The following is a 17,641-nucleotide window of genomic DNA, read 5'->3' on the forward strand; positions in this document are numbered from 1 at the left end:
CGGTCTTTCCGCTGAACTTGCCCGGCTCCTGCAGGAGCACCGGCAGCGGTGTCGTCGAGCTCTCCGTGATGGGCGCGCCAAACTGCTTCTTCTCGAGCCGCGCGATCCCGGAAGCCGACGCCTGCATCGGCGATGCGCCCTCGGCGGCGGGAGACGCGGCCCCAGGAGCCGGCTCGGCGTCGGGCTTGCGCTCGGCGGAACAGCCGAGCTGCGCAAGGACCAGGAAGAACAGGGAGGCGACGGGATTTGCACGCATGGCGACGAGTTTGCCCGACCCGACGGGCCCCTGCCACCGGCCCAGGGAAGAGCACCTCGGCGGCGGCGGAGCGCGCCCGGCGGCCCAGCGGCAGGTGGCGAGAGGGCGCGAGCGCAGCTGGCGGCTCGGCCGCTCACAAAAGCCTGCTACAAGGGCGGGCATGCGAACCGCTCGCGCCCGCGTCGGACGAGGCACGGCGGCGTGCGCGGTCGCGCTCGCCTGCGCCTCGACCGCGCACGCCGAGGAGCCCTCGAGCGCCGCGACCTCCAAGGATGCCGGTTCGGCCGAGCAGCCACCGAGACCTCCGCGGCCGCCGCTGCCGCCCGCGCCCCCCCGGACCCGCTTGCCGTGGGCCAGGCACATCGAGGTGGGCGCGGACATCGCCCTCGTCAACCGGTTCGGCTCGGACGACGCCGCGGGCCAGCCGACGGGGATTCGCCTGAAGCCGGCGCTCGGCGTCGGGGCCCACGCGCGCTGGGAGATCTTCGACTACCTGCGCTTCTCCGCCTTCTTCGTGCACGCCAAGCACGAGCTCGCGCTCCAGGCGGGCGCGCTCGCGCAGCCCGGCCCGATCACGGCAGAGCCACGCGAGGACGGCGCGCCCACGGTGCGCACCCTCGCGCTCGGCGCGCGCCTCGCGCCCACGCTTCCGCTCGGCGAGCGCGCCCGCTCGTGGCTGTCGGTCGGCGTCGGCTACGACCGGTTCGACTTCGATCGCATGCGGGTCTCCGAGCCCGGGGGGGAGTTCACGATCCGCGAGCGCGGCGCGTCGTACGTCGAGATCCCGCTGGGGCTCGGGGTGTCGTTCGACATCATCCGCCGCTGGCTCACGATCGAGCTGGAGACCTCGGGCGCCTTCCTGCTCGGCCGGGGCGGCGACGCCACCCGGGAAGGCCAGGCCATCGACGCCCAGGGGCGGCGGCGCAGCGTCGGCGCGCTGCCGCAGGCCCGAGGCTCGTTCGTCCAGACGCTCGGCCTCTCCCTCGTGCTGTGATCGCCGCGTCGCGCGGCGAGCTCAGCTAAGGGCCAGCATGCGATCGATCGGGACGCGCGCGCGCTCGCGCAGCTCGGGCGCCATCTCGAGGCGCGGGGCGAGATCGCGCAGCGCGAGATAGACCTTCTCGAGCGTGTTGAGCCGCATGAAGGGGCACTCGTTGCAAGCGCAGTTGCCCTCCGGCGGCCCCTCGATGAACTCCTTGTGCGGCGACGCCTTGCGCATCTGGTGCACGATGCCGCTCTCCGTCGCGACGATGTACTTCAGGGCGTCGTCCGCGGTCGTGTACTTGAGCAGCGCGGTCGTCGAGCCGATGTAGTCGGACATCCGCAGGATCGGCTCCTCGCACTCCGGGTGCGCGATGAGCTTCGCGTCCGGGTGGCGCTCGCGCAGCGCGACGATCTTGCGCAGGCTGAAGGTCTCGTGGACGACGCAGCTGCCCTGCCACAGGCGCATCGGGCGGCCCGTCCGCTCGACGAGCCAGCGCCCGAGGTTCTTGTCGGGCGCGAAGAGGATCTCCTGCCCCTCGGGGATCGCGCGGACGATCTTCTCCGCGTTCGACGACGTGCAGATGTAGTCGCTCTCGGCCTTCACCTCGGCGGAGCAGTTGATGTACGAGATCGCGGCCGCGCCGGGGTACCGGGCGCGCCAGGCGCGGAAGCGGTCGACGGGGCAGCCGTCGGCGAGCGAGCAGCCCGCCGCGAGGTCGGGGACCACGACGATGCGCTCGGGGTTCAGGATCTTCGCCGTCTCGGCCATGAAATGCACGCCGGCGAACAGGATGACGTCCGCGGTCGTCTTCTTCGCCTGCTGGGCGAGCTGCAGCGAGTCGCCGAGGAAGTCCGCGAGATCCTGGATGTCGCCGTCCTGGTAGTAGTGGGCCAGGAGGACGGCGTTCCTCTCTCGCTTCAGGCGGCTGATCTCGTCGTGCAGATCCAGGCGCGGATCGATGGCGGCAGGCTGGGGCGCGGCGCTCGTCATGGCTACCCAAGGTAGGCACCGCGCGGCGCGCTGGCCAGGGCCCCGAGCCGCGCGGCGCGCTCCGGCGCGCTTCCAGCCACGGCCACGCAGCCGGTGCGGCGTTCGCCGGCGCTCCGGCCGCGCAGGGCGCTCCAGCCGCGTCTCCCTCGTTGACAACGGCCGGCACCGGTCCACGATCGAGGCCCGCGGTGGGCCTGGGGAGGAGCTCTCGTCGTGGGCGGCCACCCATGTCCCTCCTGATCCCCGTCGCCCTGCTCGCCCTCGTCGTACCGCTCGTCGTGGCGCTCCTGCGCGCAAATGAGCTATTTTACGTGCGCGTCGAGGGGCGCAACGTCCGGCTGCTCCGGGGCCGGATGCCGCAGCGGCTGCTCGACGACATCACGGACGTCCTCCGCGCAGCGCCGGTCGGGCGGGGCGCGGTGCGGGTCGTGGTCGAGGACCGGCGCGCCCGGGTCCACGTGGAAGGGGATATCTCTCCCGAGCAGGCTCAGCAGCTGAGGAACACCGTCTCCATGTGGCCGGTTCCGAAGATCCGCGCGGCCCCGAAGCGCCGCGCGGGCGCATGACCCCGCCGCCGACATTTCCACCCTAGCGAGTCAGTCCCGCATGGCCGACGACAAACCCCGAGACAATCCGCCGACCTCCAAGCTGGGACGCCTCGCGCGCCTCGCCGGCCTCGCGCCCCGCACGATCCCGTTCGCCATCGAGGGCGCGAAGCGCGTCCTCGGCGCGACCCGGACCGAGGAGGAAGAGGCCGAAGCGCGGCGGAGGATGGCCCAGGAGGTCAAGAAGACCGCCGAGGCGATGCTGAAGACGCTCGGGGAGATGAAGGGCCTGCCGCTCAAGTTCGGCCAGATGGCGAGCTACATCGACGGGCTCGCGCCGCCGGGATACGAGGAGAAGTTCCAGGCCACGCTGAAGAAGCTGCTCGACAAGGCGCCGCCCCTGTCGCCGGAGGCCGCGGAGCAGATGATCCGCGAGGAGCTCGGCACCCCGCCCGAGCACGTGTTCGCGGCCTGGGAGCGCGAGCCGTTCGCGGCGGCGAGCATCGGACAGGTGCACCGGGCCACGACGAGGTCGGGGGAGCGGGTCGCGGTGAAGGTGCAGTACCCCGGCATGGACAGGGCCATCGAGAACGACCTGAAGAGCGTCTCGATGCTCGAGGCGATGATGGCGCCCCTCGCCAAGAAGCTGCACGCCCGGCAGACCGTGGACGAGCTCCGCAAGGTCTTCCTGTCCGAGCTCGACTATGCGCGCGAGGCCGAGATGGCGGACCTGTTCCGCCGCATGAACGCCGGGGACGAGGACGTCTCTATCCCGCGCGTCCACCACAGCCTCACCACGAGGCGCGTCCTCACGCTCGAGCTCATCGACGGCATGAGCTACGCCGAGTTCTGCGAGCGCGGCAGCCAGGAGGCGAAGAACCGCGCGGGCCTCTCCATCTGGCGCTTCACCTTCCGCTCGATGCTCCGGTACGGCTGGCTCTACGCCGACCCGCACCCGGGCAACTACCGCTTCCACGAGGACGGCCGCGTCACGATCCTCGATTTCGGCTGCGTGAAGCAGCTCCCGCCCGACCTCGTGGCGGGCATGAAGCGCTACATGCGCGCCGCCATGGACGCGGACTGGAAGGAGTTCGACCGGGCGTGCGTGGAGGTGCTCGGCTACGACCCGGCCGACGAGAGCTGGGATCTCTACCGGAGCTACACGATGGAGCTCATGGTCCCGCTGTGCACGCACGGGACCTGGAAGTGCTCGCCGGAGAAGGCGCGCGAGACGGTGGCGTACCTGACCCGCGGCATCCGGGGGCTCGCCCTCAAGGAGGGAGAGAAGATGCCCACCATCCCCCACGTGCCGAAGATGCCGCAGGACTTCACGTTCGTGAATCGCCTGCAGTGGGGGCTCGCGTCGGTGCTGGCGGGGCTCCGGACCGAGGCGGCGTTCCGGCGGACCATCGATCCCTGGGTGCGCGACGGGGTGCACCCCGTCCCCGATTGAGCGAGGATCGCTGGTAGGCTCGTCGGCGCGGAGAGGCGCGCCGAGGTCGCTTCCGCCGCGGCTCTCACCTTGACCTCGATCCCGCACGCTGTGACATTCGATCGGGGCATGGACGACGAGAGGGCGGCCTGCGAAAGGCGCGTAGGAACGACCCTGCGGGGCAAATGGACGATCGATCGCCTCGTCGGGATCGGCGGGATGGCCGCCGTCTATGCCGCAACCCACAAGATCGGGCGGCGCGAGGCGATCAAGATCCTCCACCCCGAGGTGGCGCGCTCGAAGGACCTGCGCGCCCGGTTCGAGCGCGAGGCGCAGGCCGTCAATCGGTTCCAGCACCCCGGCGTGGTCGAGATCCGCGACATCGACGTGACCGAGGACGGCGCGCCGTTCCTCGTGATGGAGCTCCTCGACGGCGAGTCGCTCGCCGACCGGCTCCAGCGGCTCGGCAACATCGAACTGGGCGAGATGCTGCGGCTCATGGATGAGCTGCTCGACGTGCTCGGCGCCGCGCACGGGCAGGGGATCATCCACCGCGACATCAAGCTCGACAACCTCTTCGTCGAGAAGACCGGGCGCCTCAAGGTGCTCGACTTCGGCATCGCGCGCATGCGCGACGGCGTGAAGACGGCGATGCGGACCCGCACGGGCGCGACGCTCGGGACGGTGTCGTACATGGCCCCGGAGCAGGTGCGCGGCATCTCGGTCGACCACAGGGCGGACCTCTTCGCCGCCGGCGCGACCATGTTCCGGGTGATCGCGAAGCGGCGCATCCACGAGGCGCGCACGGAGTCCGAGCTGCTCGTGAAGATGGCGACCATGGCGGCGCCGCCGCTCGCGAGCGTCGCGCCGGAGACGCCGCACGCGCTGTGCCTCGTCGTGGACAGGGCGCTCGCGTTCGATCGCGACCGGCGCTACCCGGACGCACGCACGATGCAGGCCGACGTGCGCGCGCTCCTGCATGGAGCGGCGCCGCCGCACGCGTCGGCGCGCCTCGCGGCGGGCGATGTGCCGTCGGCGGGCGCGCCGCCGCTCTCCCCGATGCTCCTGTCGGCGTCCGCCTCGGCGGACGCGCAGGCCGCGCCTCCGCCGCGGCCCGCGGCCCCGTCGGGCGCGAGATGGAACGAGATGGGCTCGGCGCCCGCGATCGGGTCGGAGCTCGGCCCAGGCAACGGCGTGGCGCCCTCGTGGGAGGCCGCCACGATGGCGGCGCCCGGCGCTCCGCGCGGGAGCGCCATGGATGCGGCCCAGGCGCACGGAGGCCACCCCGGCATGGCGCAGGCCGTCCCCGGCGCGCCGAATGGACCGCCGTCGGCCCTGCACAACACCGGCGCCGGCCACGCCGGAGCGCACGGCGCGCCCCCATCTCGGCAGGGCGCCGGCGCGCCCCACAGCGCGCCCGCCTCGCTCCACAACACAGGCTCCGGCCTGCACAGCGCCGGACCGGCCTACGGCGCGCCCGCCCCGGCGCACGGCGCCGGCGCGCCCCACGGCCCGCCCGCCTCGCTCCACAACACAGGCTCCGGCCTGCACAACACCGGACCGGCCTACGGCGCGCCTGCCTCGCGGCACAGCGCCGGCGTGCCCCACGGCGTGCCGCACGGCGCGCCCGCGTCGTTGCACAACACCGGCTCGTCGCTGCACAATACCGGCTCGGCCTACGGCGTGCCCGCGCCGCCGCACAGCGCCAGCGCGCCCTACGGCGAGCAGCCGGCCGCCGCGTGGGCGCCGCGCCACGCTCAGCCGAGGCTGCCGCCGAAGCTCGTGATCCCGCTCGCGCTCGGCGGCATGGCGCTCATGATCGTGAGCGTGCTCGCGGTCTGGATGGCGCTCCGCGACGAACCCCAGGGCGACGCGGTCCAGCACGATCTGCTGCCGGCCCAGAGCGCGAGCGCCAGGCCGACCCAGCTCTCCCCGTCGTCGGAGAGCACCGACGAATCGCGGAGCAACGTGAACGAGCCAGGATCGCGGAGCAACGTGAACGAGCCAGAGACGATGCGCCCAGACGCGCCGAACGCGCCGGCGAGCGCGCCGCCCGCGAGCACGTTCATCATCGACTTGACCAAGAAGAAGCAGCGGACGAGAAAATCACGCCAGGACTGAAGCCAGATCGCCGAACATGGAGCTCCGCCCCCCCATGGTGACGAGGACAACCCCGCGCGCTCGATCGATGCTCGTCGGGTCTGCGCTGGCACTCACGCTCTCGGGAGCGTGCTCGGACCCGGTGCCGATCGGCCCACGTCCCGACGCCGGCGGCGACGGCGGAGGCGGCAGCGGAGGCGCGCCGCCGCTCTGCAGCTCCGGCGACGTGCAGCCCTGCTATCCCGGCCCCGCAGACACCGAGGGTGTCGGCGTGTGCGCGGCGGGCGTGCGGAGGTGCCAGCCAGACGGCCAGAGCTTCGGCGAGTGCGAAGGCGCCGTGGTCCCGAGGCCCGAGGACTGCAGCACCACCGTGGACGACGACTGCGACGGCGCGACGAACGAGCCCGACGCGGGGTGCGTGTGTACCCCGGGCCAGATCAGGAGTTGCTACAGCGGCCCCGAGGGGACGAGCGGCGTGGGGCTCTGCGCGGTGGGGCTGCAGATGTGCGATCTCTCGGGCACGTCGTGGCGGCCGTGCGGCGGCCAGGTCACCCCGCAACGAGAGACGTGCACGGACGACACCGACGAGGACTGCGACGGCTTCGCCTGCAGCGCGCCGCTCTGGGCCGCCCTCTACGGTGACCAGAACACCCAGAGCGCGACCAGCGTCGGCGTCGACGCGCAGGGAAATGTCTATATCGGCGGCACCTTCTCGGGGACCATCAACCTGACCGGCAAGGAGACGGGCACCCTCGTCAGCATCGGCACCTCCGACGTGTACGTCGCGAGCTTCGACCCCTCGGGACAGCACCGCTGGAGCGTGAGGTTCGGCGGCAGCGGCGCCGAGACGCTCAACGGGCTCGCGGTGACGCCTGAAGGCAACCTCGTGCTCGGCGGGACGTTCTACGGCTCGTTCACGTTCGGCGGCACGACGCTGCGCAGCGTCAACGCGCTCGACACCTTCGTGGTCACGATGAGCGGAGAGAAGGGCGAGCAAGGCTGGGCACGCCAGCTCGGAGACGCGGCCGATCAGACGCTGCGCTCGATCGCGGTGGACCCCGCCGGAAACATCGTGATCGCCGGCTACTTCAGCGGCTCGCTGCTCTGCTCGTCGCCGCCCGTCCCGGTCTGCGCCACCAGCGCAGGCGGCACCGACATCTTCGTGCGGAAGTACGATCCGCTCGGCGCCACCCTGTGGACCAGGATCTACGGAGACGACAAGAACCAGTTCGCCACCAGCGCCGCCGTCGGCAACGACGGCAGCGTGCTCGTCACCGGCCGGTACAACGGCACCCTGACCGTCGGCCCCCGGCAGGTGAAGAACACCGGGCTCGGGCCGAACCTGTTCGTCCTGAAGCTCGACAGCAGCGGGAACGGCGTCTGGCTCTCGGACTATGGAGACACGGCGTCGCAGGCAGGTACCGGCATCGCCGTCGCTCCCTCGGGCGCGGTGCTCGTGACCGGGACGTACATGGGCGAGCTCAACTTCGGGGCGGCCGGCACGCTCCCCTCCAACGATGTGCAGACGGCGTTCGTGGCGTCGCTCGCCCCCGACGGCGTGCCCGTGTGGGCGCGGTGGTTCGCCGGAGACGGCACCCAGGAGAGCACGTCGATCGCCACGGACGCGGAGAACGGCGTGGTGGTGACCGGCTCGGTCCAGGGCGTGGTCGACCTCGGCGGCGGGCCGCTGCCCAGCGGCGGCGGCTTCGACGCCTTCGTGGCGAAGCTCGACGCCGATGGCAACCACCTCTGGGGGAAGGTGCTCGGCGCCGCCGGCAACCAGAAGTCGAACGCGGCGGCCATCGCGCCGAGCACGGGGGTCATCGCGCTCTCTGGCACCGCCGAGGGGAAGATCGACTTCGGCCTCGGCGAGCACGTGGCGAACGGGACCGACGCGTTCGTCGTGCTCCTGTCGCCGTAGACCGGAGCCGCGGCGCCGGTCACGGGGCGCCGCGGGCGCCCGCAGGGACGAGGTCGACGCGGCCGAGCTCCTCGTTGGTCGCCGCGATGGCGGCGCGGATCGGCTCGCCGACGCCGTAGCGACGGCTCGCGCCGACCAGCGCCTGGGCGGCGGCGTCGATCCGATACGGGCCGCCCGGCAGCGCCTCCAGCGCGATCGTGCCCGTCGCGCCGGACTCGACCATCTGGACGACGAGGCCGAACGGCTTGATGGATACGATGTAGCCCTCGATCTCCTCGCCGACGCGGGACGCGAAGAGGCGCGCCACGAGCATGCGGTGCCGCTCCGTCTCGGCCTTGGCGGCGCTGCGCGCGCGCGCGTTCAGGTGGTGGGCGAGCGACGCGAGCACCTCGGAGTCGACGCGCTGGTCGCGGTGGCCCTGGAGATAGCGCTTGACCACGCGGTGCACCGCGAGGTCGGCGTAGCGGCGGATCGGGGACGTGAAGTGCAGGTACAGCGGGGCGCCCAGACCGAAATGCAGGCCTCCGGCGCCCGTGTACCGGGCAGGGCCGAGCGCCTTGCCGAGCACGGTGCGGATGGCCGGCGCGAGCTCGGAGCCCCTGTACTGCGCCTCGAACGCCGCGAGGCCGAGGGGGCTCAGGCGCGCGCCGAAGCCGGCCTCGACGCCGAAGTTGTGCGCGAACTGCTCGAGCGCGCGGACGCGCTCCTCGGTCGGCTCGTCATGGACACGAAAGACGCAGGGGAGCCCGCGCGCCACGAGCCAGCTGGCCACCGCCTCGTTCGCCGCCACCATCAGCCGCTCGATCAGGCGATGCGCGCCCGTGTCGGAGCGCGGCGAGACGGCGGTCGGCTCGCGCGTCTCGGCGTCCAGCGTCACGTACGCCTCCTCGCGATCGAGCTCGACGCCGCCGCGCGCCGCGCGGACCGTCGACAGCCGCGCGGCCGCGGTGCGGAGCCAGCGCACGACCGGCCGGGCCGCCTCGGGGATGCCGGCGGAGCGGCCCGTCGTCAGGAACTCCTCGACGGCGTCGTACGAGAGGCGGGCGTGCGAGCGGATCACGCTCTCGTGCAGGTCGATCGACGTGATGCCCCCCTCGGGGTCGATGCGCAGCTCGACCGTGACCGCGAGCCGATCGACCCCGGGGAGCAGGCTCGCCGCCTCGCCGGAGATCGCGTCGGGGAGCATCGGGATGACGCGGCCAGCCAGGTAGACGCTCGTGCCCCGGGCGCGGGCCTCGAGATCGAGCGGCGAGCCCTCGGGGACGAACGTGTCCACGTCGGCGATCGAGACGAGGACGCGGAGCGCCCCGTCGGGCCCGGCGGGCAGCACGGCGACGGCGTCGTCGATGTCCGTGGTGACGGGCGCGTCGATCGTGACGGTGATGACGTCGCGCAGGTCGCGGCGGCCGCGCGCGAGCTCGCGCTCGACCGACACAGCGGCGACCGCCGCGCGCGACGCCTCGAGGACCTCGCCCGAGAACACGGCGCGCACGCCGTTGCGGGCGAGGCATCGCTCGATGCCGACGTCGGCCTCCGACGCGACGACGCGCGCCGGGACGACCACCGCGCCCTCGATGGTGGCGACCACCGCGGCGCCCTCGGGGAGGTCGTCGGCGCTGCCCGGCTTGAACGGCCAGTCCGTGTTGGAGACGAGGCGATCGACCCGGAGGTGCGGCCGCTTCGCGTGCGATACGACCGTCCCGAAGAGCTCGGAGCGATCGCGCTGGACGAGGGCGAGCTGCGACGCGCTGAAGCGGCCCGGCTCCGCCTCGACGACGACCGCGTCGACGACGTCGCCGTCAAGGAACGGGTTCAGATCGGGCGGCGCGATGAAGGCGGTCGCCGAGCCGAGGGCAGCCCAGCCCGGCCTGCCCGGCCCCCCCGCCTTCTCCGAAGAGGCCTCGATGTTCAGGAACCCGAAGCCACGGGGGTTGACCGAGATGCGTCCACGAACGGGTGCGTGCATAGGCGCGGAAGGTACGCCAGATCCCGGCGCGTTCGAGCACAAGCTGCCCGTCGAGCTCGCATCGACGCCAGAGAATTACTGCAACACGGTAAACGAAGCGGCGCGTGACGTCGCGGCGCCGCGCGCTGCATGCCGAGATGCGCTCGGAGGCCCGGGGGGCCTCGCGCCGCGCTGCGATGACGTGCGGGCGGCATCGCGGTTCCCCGTGCGCCGGCCCCCGTCCATGGGCGGGACGCCACGGCAAAAGTGCCTCCCTGGACGGTTCGCGGCGCCGGATCGGCTTATACTCGGCACATCGTGGAAGACGCAGGGGACATCATCGAGCTAGCGCGTGTGATGCCTCGGGACCGCTTCGTCCGCCAGGTGACGAACCTGCTCCTCGTGGTGTCCGAGGCTGGTCCGGACAACCAGCAGATCGCGTTCCGGACGGTCGCCGCATCGCCGGCGGCGCACCGGAAACCGCCGCCTCCGCCCGGCCCAGCGAGCGAGGTGTTCCAGCTCGTCAAGGCGAAGGGCAATCCCTATCTCGACCAGATCTCGGTGGGCCGCACGCGCAACTGCGACGTGGTGCTGCGCCACCCCTCGGTGTCCAAGCTGCACGCGCACTTCCGGCGGAATGAGCAGGGGCAGCTCGTGCTCATCGACAACGGCTCGCAGAACGGGACCCGCGTGAACGGCAAGCTGCTCTCCGAGAGCGAGCCGCAGGAGGTCTCGGTGGGCGACGTGCTCCAGTTCGGCCGGCTCACGACGTCGCTGCTCGATGCGGCGGCCCTCTTCGACCTCGTGCGCGAGCAGGCGCGCCTCGCGAGGGACCAGGCGAACCGGTGAGCGCCGCGCGCGGCGGCGCTCAGAACCGGTATCCCGCGGACACGTTCGGGAAGAACATCGTGAACGTACCGTGGGCGAGCTCCTCGAACACGACCTTCTTGCCCGGCGCGCAGTCGACCGTGGGGTGCGCCTCGTCGCACTCGGCCCCGACCACGTAGGTGCTGCCCGTCTCGAGCGGCGGGCCGTCGACGAGGAAGAAGCCGACGCCGAGGCCCGCGCTGGCGCTGAGGCGCCCGAGCTTCAGCCGGAGCCTCAGCTCGGGCATCGCGAACGGGGCGGCGGCGCGGACGGCCCTGCCCGCGTTCTGCACGGCCACGCTGACGGTCCTCTCCGCGTCGGACGCCGTGCCGGTCACCTCGTCGCTCATCTCGGCCAGCACCACGCCGAGCCCGAGCGCGCCGCCGACGTCGAGCCATGACGACAGCCCGTAATGATAGCTGCCGCCGACGATCACCGTCACACCGGCCATGCCGATGTCGTCGTGAAAGCTGTAGCGGATGGGGAGCCTCTCGTTGCCCCCGAGCGGAGCGGCATACGTCGCGTCGAGCGAGCGATCGAGCGTCGTGCGGAGGCTCAGGTACCCGGCCGTGAGCTCGATGGCGGCGCCGATCGGGAACTCGTAGCTGCCGCGCGCGCCGGCCAGAACGCCGGACGGGCGCGAGATGCCCGAGCAGCTGTAGCTGCCGCAGCTCCGCTCGGCGTCGCTCTCGAGCGACGAGGCGAAGGCATAGCCGCCGGTCGCCTCCAGCCGGAAGACGCCGACCCTCCGACCCCAGCGCGGGTGCGCGTCGTCGATGGCGAGCGGCAGGACGATGTCGCCCCTCGTCGTGTTGTCGACGGTCGCGCGCAGCGTGCGCGAGAAATAGCCCGGCTCGTGCGCCTCGAAGGTGTGGCGCCCGAGCGGCAGCGCCCCGCGCCACTGCCCCTTGCCGACCGGGACGCTGTCGATGGTCAGCTCCGCGCTCAGCGGCTGGGCGACGACGCGGACCTCCTCGCCGAGCGGCCCCGCCTCGACCGTGGCGACGGCGAGCTGCCCCGCGATGACGTTCGCCTCGCGGGGCGCAGAGCCGAAATTGCCCTTGCGCACCGAGTAGAAGTGCGGGCCAGGCGCGAGCGCGCCCTCCCACGGCAGCTGGCCGATCAGCGCGCCGTCGATGGTGAGATCGGCGCCGACGAGCCGCTCGTCCTCGATCTTCAGCCGGCCCGTGCTGGCGAGCGGATCGAGCTTCGCGTCCACCGACCTGGTCTCGGCGACCCTGACGGTCACGATCCGCTCGAACGTGTGCCAGCCGTCCTTGACCACACGGAGCGTGTGATCCCCGGGGAGCAGCCGGATCGGGCCGGCGAGGGGGAGCCGGCCGCGCTGCCTCCCGTCGATGAGCACCAGGCCATCGACGTTCGACGAGACGACGACGCTGCCGATCCGCGCTCGCAGCGTGGCGATCGCGGACGCGACGCTCCGGCGCTCCGGCTCGCCGAGCTCCGCGCGGAGCTCCGTGAGCAGCGCCTCGTAGAGCTCGAGCGCCTCGTCGTAGCGCCCGAGCTGATCGAGGCAGAAGGCGGCGTTGAGCGTGTTGGGCACGGACGCGACGACCTGACGCGACCTCAGGTAGAGCTCGAGCGCGCGCTGGAAGTCGCCGATCTTGCGCAGCTCGTTCCCTTCCTGAAAGAGCGCCTTGGCCCGGGCGAGCGCCTCGTCCGGCGACGCGGCCGGCGCGGGCGACGCGGGCGCCGGCGCAGGCGGCTCGGGCGCCGGCGCAGGCGGCTCGGGTGGCGCGCCCGGGACAGCCGCCGCCGGCGGGGGCTGCGCGCGGGCCGGAGGCGCAGGCGCCGCGCTCGCCACGGCGAGCGCACAGGCCGCAAAGCAGCGCCGCAGGGCGCGACGGGCGCACGGCATCGGTCTCACCACCGGTCGACCGGCACCACCGCGGTCGGAGCCGGCGGAGCCGCAGGCGCCCCCGTGGCGGAGGGCGCGGCTGGCTCGGCCACGGGAAGAGCGCCGCGCGGGACGCGGCGCTTCCTGTCACGGCGCGGGGCAGGCTCGGAGGCTGCGACCGACGCAGAGGCCGGCGCGGGCGGCTGGAGATCGATGCGATCAGGGCGGATCGTGCCGTCGCTCAGCAGGAACACCGTCTCCTTCGTGGTCGCGCCGCCGCGGGTCACCTCGATCTCGAACGTGTCGCCGGCCTTGCCCGTCAGGTCGAGCCGGCCGTCGCTCACCGGACGCGCCGCGCCGTCGACCCGCACCGTCGCGTCCTTCGGGAGCGTCACGACGGCGGTGAAGGACGCAGGCGCAGGCGCAGGCGCGGGCGCGACGGGCAGCGCGGGCTCGCTCGGCGCGGCGGGCGACGCGAGCGGCTCGTTGCCCGTCGAGGCGCGCAGCGCGAGACCGCCGCCGATCGCGGCCAGGGCGACCACCGTGACCGCCGCCCCGACGAAGCGCCGCCGTGCCGCGCCGGAAGGCTCCTTCACGGCGGTGAACGAGCTGCCGCCGATGGATCGCTCCTCCCCCTCGGCCGATCGCGAGAGCCTGGACTCGCGCAGCGCGGAGATCGGGGTGGCGCCGGCGCGCCGCTCGGGGTCGATGCCCCGCAGCTGATCCAGCGTGACGACGCCGTTGCCCTCCGCGTGCGGCTCGAGCGCGGCGATGAGCTCCTCCATGCTCTGCCAGCGCTCCGCGGGATCCCGCAGGAGGCCGCGGTGCACGACGGCCGCGAGCGCCGGGGAGACCCACGGCGCGGCCCCGGAGAGCGGCGGCACGCGCTCGGTGCAGATCGCGAGCAGGAGCTCGGCGAGCGAGGCGTTGGGATCCCAGGGGCAGCTCCCGCAGAGCGCCTGGTAGAGCGAGACCGAGAGGCTCCAGATGTCGGAGCGGTGATCGACGTCCTTCGCCATCTTCGCCTGCTCGGGAGACATGTAGATGGGCGACCCGAGCACGCCGCCGGCGCGCGTGAGCTCGTGCGAGACGCCATCCCCCGTGCGCTTCGCGATGCCGAAATCGCACACCTTGACCACGATCCTGCGATCGCTCGACGACGGCGGGCGGATGGAGCCGGACGGGCGCCGCCCCGAGGACGGCGGGCGGACCGAGCCGGAGGAGCGCCGCACCGACGGCGGCGCCGAAGCGAGCGAGCCGCGCTGGGTGGACGGCGGCCCCGAAGCGAGCGAGCCGCGCTGGGTGGACGGCGGCCCCGAAGCGAGCGGGCCGCGCCGGGTGGACGGCGGCCCCGAAGCGAGCGGGCCGCGCCGGGCGGACGGCGGCGCCATCGAGGTCGACGGCCTTTGGGCCGCGCCCTCGAACGGCGCGTGCAGGAAGAGGTTCGCCGGCTTGATGTCGCGGTGCACGATCCCCTCGGCGTGCGCCGCCGCGAGCCCGCGCGCCGCCTGGATGAACACGCGCACGACGGGCTCCGGCTCCAGCGGCCCGCGCATCCTGAGGAGCTTGGCGAGGTCGACGCCGTGCAGGAGCTCCATGATGATGAACGGCGTCGCGAGCGTGAGATCCGTGCCGAGCTCGAACGTCTTGACCACGTGCGGGCTCTGGATCGCGGTCACCGCGCGCGCCTCGCGGATGAAGCGGCGCACGGCGTGGTCGTCCTGCCCGACGGCGCTCTTGAAGATGATCTTGGCCGCCACCCGCCGCCCTTCGGGCGACTCCGCCTCGTAGACGGCGCCCATCCCGCCGCGCCCGATCAGCCGGCGCACCGCGTACCGGCCGCCGAGCTCGCGGCCGACCAGCGGATCGGTCTCGGCGCCGGCGCGCTCGGCGACGGCCTCGCGCAGCTCGGGATCGAGCGGCCTCAGCATGTCGATGGTGATGGGCTCCTCGCTGCCTGACGCGGCGCGCAGCGCCTCGGCGAACGCCTCGATCGACGGATAGCGCCGGTCCACGTCGCTGTGCAGCGCGAGCGAGAGCGCGGTCGCGAGGCGCGCCTCGATCCACGGGGCGCGATCCTGGATCGACGGGAGCTGCGCAAGGTGCGCAAGAGACGACGCCGGCGCGTCCGCCGCCGTGTCCGCGGGGCCGAGCTCGGCCGTGTCCGCCGTGACGTCGAGCTCGGCCCACGGCGAGACGCCGCAGAGCATCTCGTAGAGCGTCGCCGCGAGGCCGAACACGTCACCCCGCACGTCCGCGGAGCGGTCCTGCGGCCCCGACTCGTCGCGCAGAGGACCGGTGCTCCTCGCCGCCTTGCCAGGGGCGGAGGTGGCCGTGTCACAGCCCTTCGAGAGCCCGAAGCCAAAGACGCGGACGAGGATCTCTCCGCTCGCGAGGTGCTCCAGGAAGATGCGCGGCGGCCGCACGTCGCGGTAGACGAGGCCCGCGGCGTGCACCGCCGAGAGCCCCGCGGCGGCCTGGAGCGCGATCCGCACGGCGACCTCGGGCGCGAGCGGCCCCGTCTCGGCGAGCAGGGCGGCGACGTCGGTCCCGTCGAGCAGCGGCATCACGAGGTAGGCGAGATCGCGCTCGAGGTCGTGGCCGGCATCGACGATCGGGACGACATGCGCGTTGTCGAGCTTCGCGGTGACGCTCGCCTCGCGGGTGAGCCGTGACAGCGTGTCCTCGGTGACGACCTCGGGCCGCAAGACCTTGAGCGCGACGCGGCGACCCGATGGGCCCCGGGCCTCGAACACGACACCGAAGCCCTGCGCGGAGAGGACGCGGACGATCCGATATCCGCCGGTGAGCGCGCCCCCCACGAGCGCCGTCGGATCCACCAGAGGTGCTGTCCGGCCCATGTCCGCAAGCATACGACGGCCCATCGCGCCCCACAAAGCATGAGTGGCACGCGACCTCGGAGGCGCGCTGCGCGCGGGCGCCGCACCGTCGCGGAGCGCCGGCCACGCACCTACAACGACGCCACGCCCGCCGCACCGCGGCGCGCCCGCCGAATGTAGGCGCGACAACCGCAGATAACGCGGTGAACGGACCGCCGTATACGCAAGGACACGAGGGGATACGCGGGGACACGCAAGAGCACGGGGGGATACGAGGGGACACGCGTGGATACGCATGGATACGCATGGACACGCAGTAAGCCCTTTGAATCATGGAATATTTGTCTCATTTGTCTTGCCGATCGAAAGCTCACGAGTCTAGACTCCCATCATCCCATTCGCCGCCGCTCGGTCAGGATCTGGGCAGGACTGGTTGATCTCAAGCGCGCACCCCGATGTGCGCCTCCCCCGCCGGGGGACCCGGAGGCACCATGACCCTGCGATCCCTCGGGCGCGCGCTCGCCGCCCTGACGGCCTTTCTCGTCCTCACGCTCATCCTGGCGCGGCCGGCGCGGGCCAAGGGCTCTTCCGTCGATGAGCAGCTCGCCAAGGTGCTCGCACGACACGGGTTCACCGGAGAGATCGAGTCGACCCTGGAGTCGCGGCTCGGGCGGAAGCTCGACAAGAAGCTCGCGAAGCTCGGGCGTGACCTCTTCTTCGACAGCCTCCTCGGCCTGAACGACGACAACTCGTGCTCAGGCTGCCACGCGCCGACCGCGGGCTTCGCCGACACGCAGTCGATCGCGATCGGCATCGACAGCAACGGCGTCGTCGGGCCGCACCGCACAGGGCCGCGCAACCAGCGCCGCGCGCCCACCATCATCAACACGGCCTTCTATCCCGCGCTGATGTGGAACTCGCGGTTCTTCGCCGTGTCCGGCGACCCCTTCGACAACAGCCAGGGGTTCTCGTTCACCGCGCCGGAGGGGATGTCGCTCTCTTCCCTGCCGCACCTGCTCAACGCCCAGGCGTTCATCCCGCCGACCGAGGTCACGGAGATGACCGGGTACGAGGCGCCGCAATCGCACGATGTCGTGCGCGAGGAGGCCACGGCGCGCGTGAACGACGTGAAGGCGTACCGGAAGCGGTTCGCCAAGAGCTTCCAGGCGGTGAAGCGAGGGGACGACATCACCTACGAGATGATCGCGGCCGCCATCGCCGAGTTCGAGATGTCGCTCACGTTCGCCGACGCGCCCATCGACCGGTTCGCCCGCGGCCGCCGGCACGCGATGACGCCGGAGCAGAAGCGCGGCGCGCTGCTCTTCTTCGGCGAGGCGGGGTGCGTCAGGTGCCACGCGGTGTCGGGGGAGTCGAACGAGATGTTCAGCGACTTCCAGCAGCACGCGATCGGCGTGCCGCAGATCGCGCCGACCGACGATCCGGCGCACTCGAACGTGGTCTTCGACGGCCCGAACGCCGATGAGGACTTCGGCCTGGAGCAGGTCACGGGGGATCCGGCCGATCGGTACAGGTTCAGGACCTCGCCGCTGCGCAACGTCGCCCTCCAGCCCACGTTCTTCCACAACGGCGCGTTCACGTCGCTGGAAGGCGCCATCCGCCACCACCTCGACGTCTACACGTCGGCCACGGAGTACACGAACAAGCACCTCGATCGCGATCTGCGGGGTGAGATGGGCCCGCTCGCGCCGGTCCTCGCCGCCGTCGACCCGCTGCTGCAGGAGCCGATCGACCTCACGGAGGAGGAGATCAGCTGGCTCTGCGCCTTCGTGGGAGAGGCGCTGCTCGACCCGCGCGCGACGCCGAAGCGGCTCGAGGCGCTCATCCCGGAGGAGCTCCCGAGCGGGCGCGAGGTCCACCGCTTCGAGTAGCCGCGGGCCGGGC

12 protein-coding genes (1 of these 12 only partly in view) are annotated in these 17,641 nt (G+C 72.5%); 7 read left to right on the forward strand and 5 right to left on the reverse strand.

The genetic code is table 11. From position 1 onward, the window contains the following. Positions 1–256, reverse strand: the 5' end (the start) of a protein-coding gene (locus tag WMF27_RS36985) for a DUF4920 domain-containing protein (RefSeq protein WP_437764178.1). 287 nt of this gene lie to the left of the window's left edge; 256 of the gene's 543 nt are visible here — the first part of the coding sequence; it begins with the start codon at positions 254–256; its stop codon lies off the left edge, out of view. Between the two features lie 160 nt (positions 257–416). Between WMF27_RS36985 and WMF27_RS36990 the strand changes: the two genes are divergently transcribed. Next, complete coding sequence (locus tag WMF27_RS36990) at positions 417–1,250, forward strand: hypothetical protein (RefSeq protein ID WP_437764177.1); 834 nt, start codon at positions 417–419, stop codon at positions 1,248–1,250. A gap of 21 nt (positions 1,251–1,271) precedes the next feature. Here WMF27_RS36990 and nadA read toward each other — a convergent pair whose 3' ends face one another. After that, complete coding sequence (gene nadA, locus WMF27_RS36995; RefSeq protein WP_012240033.1) at positions 1,272–2,231, reverse strand: quinolinate synthase NadA; 960 nt, start codon at positions 2,229–2,231, stop codon at positions 1,272–1,274. A 227-nt stretch (positions 2,232–2,458) separates the two neighbouring features. On the opposite strand from nadA, the gene WMF27_RS37000 reads away from it, so the two are divergent. From WMF27_RS37000 to WMF27_RS37015, 4 genes are all read left to right on the forward strand, one after another. Beyond that, on the forward strand, positions 2,459–2,797 hold the full coding sequence (locus WMF27_RS37000; RefSeq protein ID WP_437764176.1) for a DUF3634 family protein: 339 nt from the start codon (positions 2,459–2,461) through the stop codon (positions 2,795–2,797). A 40-nt stretch (positions 2,798–2,837) separates the two neighbouring features. After that, positions 2,838–4,229 (forward strand): ABC1 kinase family protein, encoded by a 1,392-nt coding sequence (locus WMF27_RS37005; protein ID WP_437764175.1) that lies wholly within the window; start codon positions 2,838–2,840, stop codon positions 4,227–4,229. Between the two features lie 108 nt (positions 4,230–4,337). Next, a complete protein-coding gene (locus WMF27_RS37010; RefSeq protein WP_437764174.1) occupies positions 4,338–6,329 on the forward strand; it encodes a protein kinase domain-containing protein in 1,992 nt (663 codons plus the stop codon). Between the two features lie 67 nt (positions 6,330–6,396). Beyond that, positions 6,397–8,229, forward strand: a complete 1,833-nt coding sequence (locus WMF27_RS37015) for a hypothetical protein (protein ID WP_437764173.1) — start codon at positions 6,397–6,399, stop codon at positions 8,227–8,229. A gap of 19 nt (positions 8,230–8,248) precedes the next feature. Here the strand turns inward: WMF27_RS37015 and WMF27_RS37020 are convergent, their stop codons facing one another. Next, positions 8,249–10,195 carry a ribonuclease R family protein gene (locus WMF27_RS37020; RefSeq protein WP_437764172.1) on the reverse strand — a complete coding sequence of 649 codons (1,947 nt, stop codon included), beginning with the start codon at positions 10,193–10,195 and terminating at the stop codon, positions 8,249–8,251. Between the two features lie 297 nt (positions 10,196–10,492). Here WMF27_RS37020 and WMF27_RS37025 point away from each other — a divergent pair, with 297 nt between their 5' ends. Beyond that, complete coding sequence (locus WMF27_RS37025; protein WP_437764171.1) at positions 10,493–11,023, forward strand: FHA domain-containing protein; 531 nt, start codon at positions 10,493–10,495, stop codon at positions 11,021–11,023. A 19-nt stretch (positions 11,024–11,042) separates the two neighbouring features. On the opposite strand, the gene WMF27_RS37030 is transcribed toward WMF27_RS37025, so the two are convergent. Both WMF27_RS37030 and WMF27_RS37035 read right to left on the reverse strand, forming a co-directional pair. Then, complete coding sequence (locus WMF27_RS37030) at positions 11,043–12,920, reverse strand: PEGA domain-containing protein (protein WP_437764170.1); 1,878 nt, start codon at positions 12,918–12,920, stop codon at positions 11,043–11,045. A gap of 5 nt (positions 12,921–12,925) precedes the next feature. Next, a complete protein-coding gene (locus tag WMF27_RS37035) occupies positions 12,926–15,760 on the reverse strand; it encodes a protein kinase domain-containing protein (RefSeq protein WP_437764169.1) in 2,835 nt (944 codons plus the stop codon). A 470-nt stretch (positions 15,761–16,230) separates the two neighbouring features. On the opposite strand from WMF27_RS37035, the gene WMF27_RS37040 reads away from it, so the two are divergent. Next, positions 16,231–17,628, forward strand: a complete 1,398-nt coding sequence (locus WMF27_RS37040; RefSeq protein WP_437764168.1) for a cytochrome-c peroxidase — start codon at positions 16,231–16,233, stop codon at positions 17,626–17,628. Positions 17,629–17,641: the final 13 nt, after the last annotated feature.

It is taken from the genome of Sorangium sp. So ce281 (assembly GCF_051527395.1).
Classification (GTDB): Bacteria; Myxococcota_A; Polyangia; order Polyangiales; family Polyangiaceae; genus Sorangium; species Sorangium cellulosum_B.